6 protein-coding genes are annotated in these 6,373 nt (G+C 45.3%); 2 read left to right on the top strand and 4 right to left on the bottom strand.

All coding sequences use genetic code 11. The annotated features are described in order from the left end of the window. Window positions 1-13: 13 nt before the first annotated feature. Window positions 14-415, bottom strand: coding sequence for a hypothetical protein (locus NWE91_03730; protein MCW3985506.1), 402 nt, complete (start codon window positions 413-415; stop codon window positions 14-16). A 126-nt stretch (window positions 416-541) separates the two neighbouring features. Here NWE91_03730 and rtcA point away from each other — a divergent pair, with 126 nt between their 5' ends. Both rtcA and NWE91_03740 read left to right on the top strand, forming a co-directional pair. After that, a complete protein-coding gene (gene rtcA, locus NWE91_03735) occupies window positions 542-1,582 on the top strand; it encodes an RNA 3'-terminal phosphate cyclase (protein MCW3985507.1) in 1,041 nt (346 codons plus the stop codon). Between the two features lie 90 nt (window positions 1,583-1,672). Next, window positions 1,673-2,638 carry a zinc metalloprotease HtpX gene (locus NWE91_03740; protein MCW3985508.1) on the top strand — a complete coding sequence of 322 codons (966 nt, stop codon included), beginning with the start codon at window positions 1,673-1,675 and terminating at the stop codon, window positions 2,636-2,638. 10 nt (window positions 2,639-2,648) lie between these two features. Here the strand turns inward: NWE91_03740 and hutH are convergent, their stop codons facing one another. The 3 genes from hutH to NWE91_03755 all read right to left on the bottom strand — a co-directional run. Next, on the bottom strand, window positions 2,649-4,181 hold the full coding sequence (gene hutH, locus NWE91_03745) for a histidine ammonia-lyase (protein ID MCW3985509.1): 1,533 nt from the start codon (window positions 4,179-4,181) through the stop codon (window positions 2,649-2,651). A 15-nt stretch (window positions 4,182-4,196) separates the two neighbouring features. Further along, entirely contained in the window at window positions 4,197-5,855 is a 1,659-nt protein-coding gene (gene hutU, locus NWE91_03750; protein ID MCW3985510.1) for a urocanate hydratase, read from the bottom strand. Window positions 5,856-5,996: 141 nt separating this feature from the next. Next, a partial coding sequence (locus NWE91_03755) for an amidohydrolase family protein (protein ID MCW3985511.1) occupies window positions 5,997-6,373 on the bottom strand: 377 nt, incomplete at its 5' end.

Below are 6,373 nucleotides of genomic sequence, written 5' to 3' on the forward strand. Positions count from 1 at the left end.
GAACGAGTTCCGTTTATTTTGGGACTCTAAAGTGAGAGCCTTTCCCCGCGCTGATATACTCCCCGCCTGCTTCTCGGATTGTAGACGCAATTTTTGCGAAGTTTTCTGAGCCAAGAAATTGGCGAGGCGTTACTTTTATGAAGTCTCCCTTGTCTTCGAAGATAAGCATTGCTTCTAGCTCCTTTGTAAACATCATTCGAATATCTTCTATTCCTTTTTCTACAGGTTTAGGGGTTGGTACTGGAGGCGCTGCGGAAGGCACTGCAGGAGGCGCTATGGTTGGAGCCACGCGCGGGCTTATGGTCTTTAGTGATTTTGCAATGTCTTGTAAGTCTTCAGAAAGTCTCGTCAAAACATCGAGGACTTCACTTAGTCTTTGCAGTATTTCTTCAGTGTTTGGCTTTGCTTCACTCATTCTGACTTGCTCCTTCAAGTCTTAACTATCCGTCTTAGTCCCTCATTTATTTTGTCCTTTCCCTAGCAACACAATGTAAAATAGTCTCTTCTTGTAATCTTGAAAAGGATTGTTTGAGGGTATAAGTTGCTGGAAGTTGATGGAAGCCAAAAAAGCGGCAGCGGCACAATTCTCCGTTTATCGGTGGCAATGGCTGCAATCCTGAATGAGCCTCTTCACATATTTAATATACGTCAGAAACGCCCCCAACCCGGCTTGAAGCCTCAACATTTGGAAGCTGTGCTAACCGCTGCAAGACTTTGCAGCGCAACCGTGAAAGGAGCTAAGCTTGGCTCCAAGGAGTTATGGTTTTATCCAACCGAAATTGCAAGTGGTAAAGTGGAAGCAGAAATAGGCACTGCTGGAAGCATCCCAATGCTGCTGATAACCGTTCTTCCCATATGCGCCTTCGCAAAAAACTCCGTCTACATTCACATTTCGAAGGGCGGCACGGACGTTTCTCACTCTCCCACAATAAACTATCTGCGCCATGTTTTTCTCCCAACTCTCAAGAAGATAGGGTTAAGGTCTTCTCTTACAGTTCACAAATATGGCTATTACCCGAAGGGTATGGGCGAAGTTTCCATTAAGGTTATGCCTAGCCCGAAACTTGCTTCTTTCAGTTTTGGAGAATTTGGGCTGCTGGAATCGTTGAAAGGCGTTTCAGTTTGCACTTTTTTAGCTGACCGAAGGGTTGCTGAACGTCAGGCAAATGCTGCCAACAACCTTTTAAAAACACGTGGATACAAGGCTGAAATTCAAGTTGTAAACGATTTTTCGAATCCCCTGCAGAAAGGCAGCTCTCTATCCTTATGGGCACAAACTAGCACAGGTATTCTTCTAGGCGGAGACGCTATTGGTGAACTGAGAAAGCCCAGCGAAGCAGTGGGTAGAGAAGCTGCAGAAAACTTGCTGCAGGAAATAGAGGCTAAAGCCACCATGGACGTGCATCTTGCAGACATGCTAGTGCCGTACATGGCGTTGGCAAATGGCGAATCGGTTTTCCTTACACGCTCAATGACCGACCATCTGGAAACCAACATATGGTTTGCTCAAGAAATTTTAGATGTAAAATTCGAAGTAAGCAAAGCTGGAAATCTGTACAAAGTGGAGAAAAGAGCATCTTGACATTTAAAGTTGGAAAGATTCTGTTCCCATTTTTTCCCAAAAAAAGGTTTATAAGAGAGATTGTGTTGCTGAGATTCTTCAGGTGGAAACATGAGCTCTCTTCTAAAGCTACGAGCTTCCATGATTGGAACCTTAGCAATTATCATAGGACTTTCCACACTGTTCTTCACAGCTATATTGCATCTAACTGTAGGATTTAACATCATATGGCTAATCATTTTCATAATTGGCTTCAATATACTGCAATGGCTAATTGCACCGTACTTAATTGACGCTATTTACCGAGTACGACCAATTTCACAATCAGAAAACCCCGAAATATGTGCTAAAGTAGAGCAGTTAAGCCAAAGAAGCGGTATCAAAACGCCTCGACTGATGCTGGCACGCATTCCAATTCCAAACGCTTTCGCCTACGGCTCTCCTATTACAGGCACCAGAGTAGCCGTTACAGAAGGGCTAATGAAGACTTTGGAGAGCGAAGAAGTTGAAGCAGTTATTGGCCACGAACTAGGCCACTTGAAACACCGAGACGTGCAAGTGATGATGTTTGTCTCTATCCTACCTGCAATCTTCTACTTCATAGGCTACTCTTTCATATTCTCCTCAATGTTTGGGGGAAGAAGCAGAAACAACAGCGCAGGGGCAGCAGCAATCATCGGAATAATCAGCATCTTCCTATACTTGATACTCACCTTATTCACATTATACCTAAGCCGCTTACGGGAATACTACGCTGACCGCCACACCGCATCTATCGTAGAAGACGGACCGAGAAAACTTTCTGAAGGCTTGGCAAAAATAGTTCACGAAAGCGGACGAATTAAGAAGAGAATGCCAAAATCAGGACATCTAAACTCTTTCAAAGCCCTCTTCATATCTGACCCTGACAGGGCTGTGTCAGACGCGAAGGCAATGGCACAATTCAGAGCAGGCGATAGAAGATTAGTTGAGGAAGTGTTGCAGAGAAAAGTAACGGGCGTAGACAGGTTTCTGGAGTTGTTCTCCAGCCATCCAAACATAGTGAAAAGATTGAAAGCTCTTCAGAGACTCTCATAAGATAGAGGTTCTATCTTTTCAACTTCGAGAACTCTTCATTTCGAATTAACGACTTGACGACCTCTATGTCTTTGTAAAGCACTCTGTCTTCCTCGAGGGCGGGGATCCTTCTCCTTATTAGATTGTACGCTGTCTTTGTGCCTTTTCCAAGTTTGTTTGCTCCTCTGAATTCAACACCTTGAGCAGCCGACAGAAGTTCGATGGCAACGATATATTCAGTGTTCCTGAGAATTTCCACCGCTTTTCTAGCTGCAAATGGACCCATACTCACGAAGTCTTCAAAATTAGCAGATGTTGGAATTGAATCGACACTGGCCGGATGAGCTAAGGATTTGTTTTCTGAGGCCAAGGCTGCGGCGGTGTACTGTAACGTCATGAAGCCGCTTTGTAGCCCTCTCTTTGCTTTGTTGGAGATTAGGAAAGCAGGGAGCCCTCTGCTCAACTTTTCATCTATCAGCCTTGCTGTTCTCCTTTCAGAAATGTTGCCCATTGTGGTTAGCGCGATGGCGAGATAATCCATGGCAGCAGAGATGGGTTGCCCATGAAAGTTACCGCCAGACAGGCATACTTCATCTTTGGCGAAGATGAGGGGGTTGTCGGTTGCAGAATTAATCTCCACCCCTATTACGCTTTTAACGTAGCTTATTGTGTCACGAACTGAGCCTGAAACTTGAGGAATGCATCTTAAGGAGTACGGGTCTTGTGGGTACTTGTTTTCTTTCACCGCTTCACTGCTAGGCTTTACTAATTTGCTGCCCGATAGAAGCTCACAGATGTTTCTGGCGCTTTCAATCTGTCCTTTATGAGGTCTTGTGCCATGAATTTTTTCATCGAAAGCGTCCACTATTCCACATAGGGCTTCAAGACTCATCGCTGCTGCGACTTCGGATGTTTGCACCAAGTTCTCGGCATCATGGATGGCAAGAGCTGCTATGGCTGTCATCATCTGAGTGCCGTTATTCAGGCCAACACCTTCTTTCATATCAAGCGTTATCGGCGAAATATCAGCTTTCTTCATGGCTTCTTTTCCACTTATAACCACGCCTTGATATTCTGCTTCGCCTTCTCCAATCATCACTAGAACCATGTGAGAAAGTGGAGCCAAGTCGCCGCTGGCTCCTACTGAACCTTTCTCTGGAATAATCGGATGAACGCCTTTGTTAATCATTTGTACTAATGTCTTCAAAGTTTCCAAGCGCACTCCAGAATGTCCCTTGGCCACCGTGTTTGCGCGCAGAAGCATCAACGCCCGTGTCACATCTCTGCTCAGCGGTTTTCCGACAGCTGATGAATGGCTTCGAATGATGTTGACTTGAAGCTGCCTTATGTCTTTAGGGTGGATAGCAATATTTCCCAGAGCGCCAAAACCCGTCGTCACTCCATAAATTATTTTTTGGTTCTTTACAAGGCGTTCTAAGGTTTCTCGCGCTTGTTTGACCTTTTTTTTGGTTTTTTCAGGAATTGTAACCTGCGCATTGTAACGGGCAACAGTACTAATGTCTTGTACAGTTAGGGTTTCTCCGTCAATAGCTACGTTCTTCATAATCTTTCATCCATTTTAATGCAGCATGGGTGTTTTGATATTGTTTTCTCTCGCAATTGCTTTAGCTTTCTTGTAGCCGGCATCTGCATGTCTTACAATACCTATCCCTGGGTCGGTTGTCAGAACCGTTGTTAAACGTTTTTCTATCTCTTTTGTACCGTCAGCTACGAGGCACATGCCTGCATGGATACTATAGCCTATGCCCACGCCACCACCGTGATGGACAGAAACCCAAGTTGCCCCCCCGACCGCGTTGAGTAAAGCGTTCAGTATTGGCCAGTCTGCAATAGCATCGCTGCCGTCCATCATGCCTTCCGTTTCGCGATTCGGGGAAGCGACGCTTCCACAGTCTAAATGGTCGCGCCCTATCCATATAGGACCAGAGAGTTCGCCTTTGTGAACCATGTCGTTTATGATTTTTCCGAATTTTGCTCTTTCTCCATAGCCCAGCCAGCAGACACGGGCGGGTAAGCCTTGAAACTTCACTTTTTCCTTAGCTTTTTGTATCCAGCGGCATAGTTCCTTATTTTGGGCGAATTCTTCGAGGATTATGTCATCTAGTTTGTAGATGTCCTCGCGGGTGCCTACAAGCGATGTCCAGCGGAAGGGCCCTTTTCCTTCGCAGAACATTGGTCTGATATAGCGTTGTACGAAGCCGGGATATGCGAAGGCGTCTTTGTAGCCTGCGTCGTAGGCATGTTGACGTAGGTTGTTGCCGTAGTCGAAGGTTACTGCGCCTTTCCGCATCATCCTAACCATGGCTTTAACTTGAACCTTCATACTTGCCTTTGCTTTCTTAATGTATTCAGTTGGTTTTTCCTCTCTTAGTTTATCAGCTTCTTGCTTAGTAAGCTCCATGGGGTAGTATCCGTTAAGGGGGTCGTGAGCAGAAGTTTGGTCAGTTAAAACGTCTGGTATTATCCCTCTCTTCACGAGTTCTGGATGCACTTCTGCAGCGTTGCCGAGGAGCCCGATGCTTTTGGGTGTTTCTCCTCTTTTGGCGTCCATCGCCATTCCTATAGCGTCGTCAAGGTTGTCAGTCCATGTTTCCAGATACTTGTGTTTGAGTCGTCTTTCTATGGCTCTTTTGTCGATTTCCACAACTAATGCTACTCCGTCATTCATAGTCACTGCTAGAGGTTGTGCGCCGCCCATCTCGCCTAAGCCAGCTGTTAAGACGAGTTTCCCTCGCAAACTTCCGTTGAAATGTTCCTTTGCGATTGCTGCCAATGTTTCGTAGGTGCCTTGTAAAATTCCTTGGGTGCCGATGTAAGCCCAAGATCCCGCTGTCATCTGGCCAAACATGATCAAGCCTTTCTGTTCCAACTCGTAGAAGTAGTCCCAAGTTGCCCATTTCGGAACCAACATAGAATTTACTATAAGAGTTCTTGGTGCCCACTCGTGAGTCCTGAAGACCGCTACTGGTTTGCCGCTTTGGATTAGCATGGTTTCGTCTGGCTCAAGTTTCTCCAGAGTTTCGACAATTTTGTTGAAGCATTCCCAGTTGCGGGCGGCCTTCCCTGTGCCTCCGTAAACGATAAGATGTTCAGAGTCCTTCGCTACTTCAGGGTCGAGAACGTGGTGGAGCATGCGGTAAATGCCTTCGATTTGCCAGTTCTTACAATGCAGCTCTGGACCTGTTAAACATTTAACAAGCTTCTCAGTCTTAACCAAGCTAGTTCACTGTAAACCAGAATGGTACAAACATGTTTTAATTCTTTGCCACATCCATCGGATTTATTGAAAGACAACTACCTATGAGTTAAAGAAGTAGAAGAAAAAGTTCTGTGATTCTTTAGGGTCAACCGGAAATTTTTATTTGGTTCTTCTCCCCTTTTCTGCTACTAACTTCCCGTTTTTAAACACTTTTTCAGCTAGATTAATACCGTAGTGGTACGGGAAATATTTGCGGTTGGGAGCGTCAAAAATGACGATATCTGCCCTTTTTCCTTCTTCCAAACTTCCTATTTCATGGGCGCGCTCTATAGAGTGAGCCGCATTAATTGTTGAAGCTACAAGGGCTTCTTCCGTGGTCATTTTCATCTGGAGTATTGCAATAGTCATCATCATTTGCATGGATTCGCACATGTTTGCTGCGCTCAAATCTGTTGCCAAAGCAACAGGCAATCCGCTGTTGATGATTTCTCTAGCTTTTGCATAGGTACCCAAATAGCAGAAGGGAGTTGTCGGCA

The organism is Candidatus Bathyarchaeota archaeon, from assembly GCA_026014805.1.
Lineage (GTDB): Archaea > Thermoproteota > Bathyarchaeia > Bathyarchaeales > SOJC01 > JAGLZW01.

Excerpts from the sequence above, each read along its gene's own strand:
- NWE91_03730 (MCW3985506.1), bottom strand. The coding sequence starts at position 415 with ATGAGTGAAGCAAAGCCAAACACTGAAGAAATACTGCAAAGACTAAGT.
- NWE91_03740 (MCW3985508.1), top strand. The coding sequence starts at position 1,673 with ATGAGCTCTCTTCTAAAGCTACGAGCTTCCATGATTGGAACCTTAGCA.
- hutH (MCW3985509.1), bottom strand. The coding sequence starts at position 4,181 with ATGAAGAACGTAGCTATTGACGGAGAAACCCTAACTGTACAAGACATT.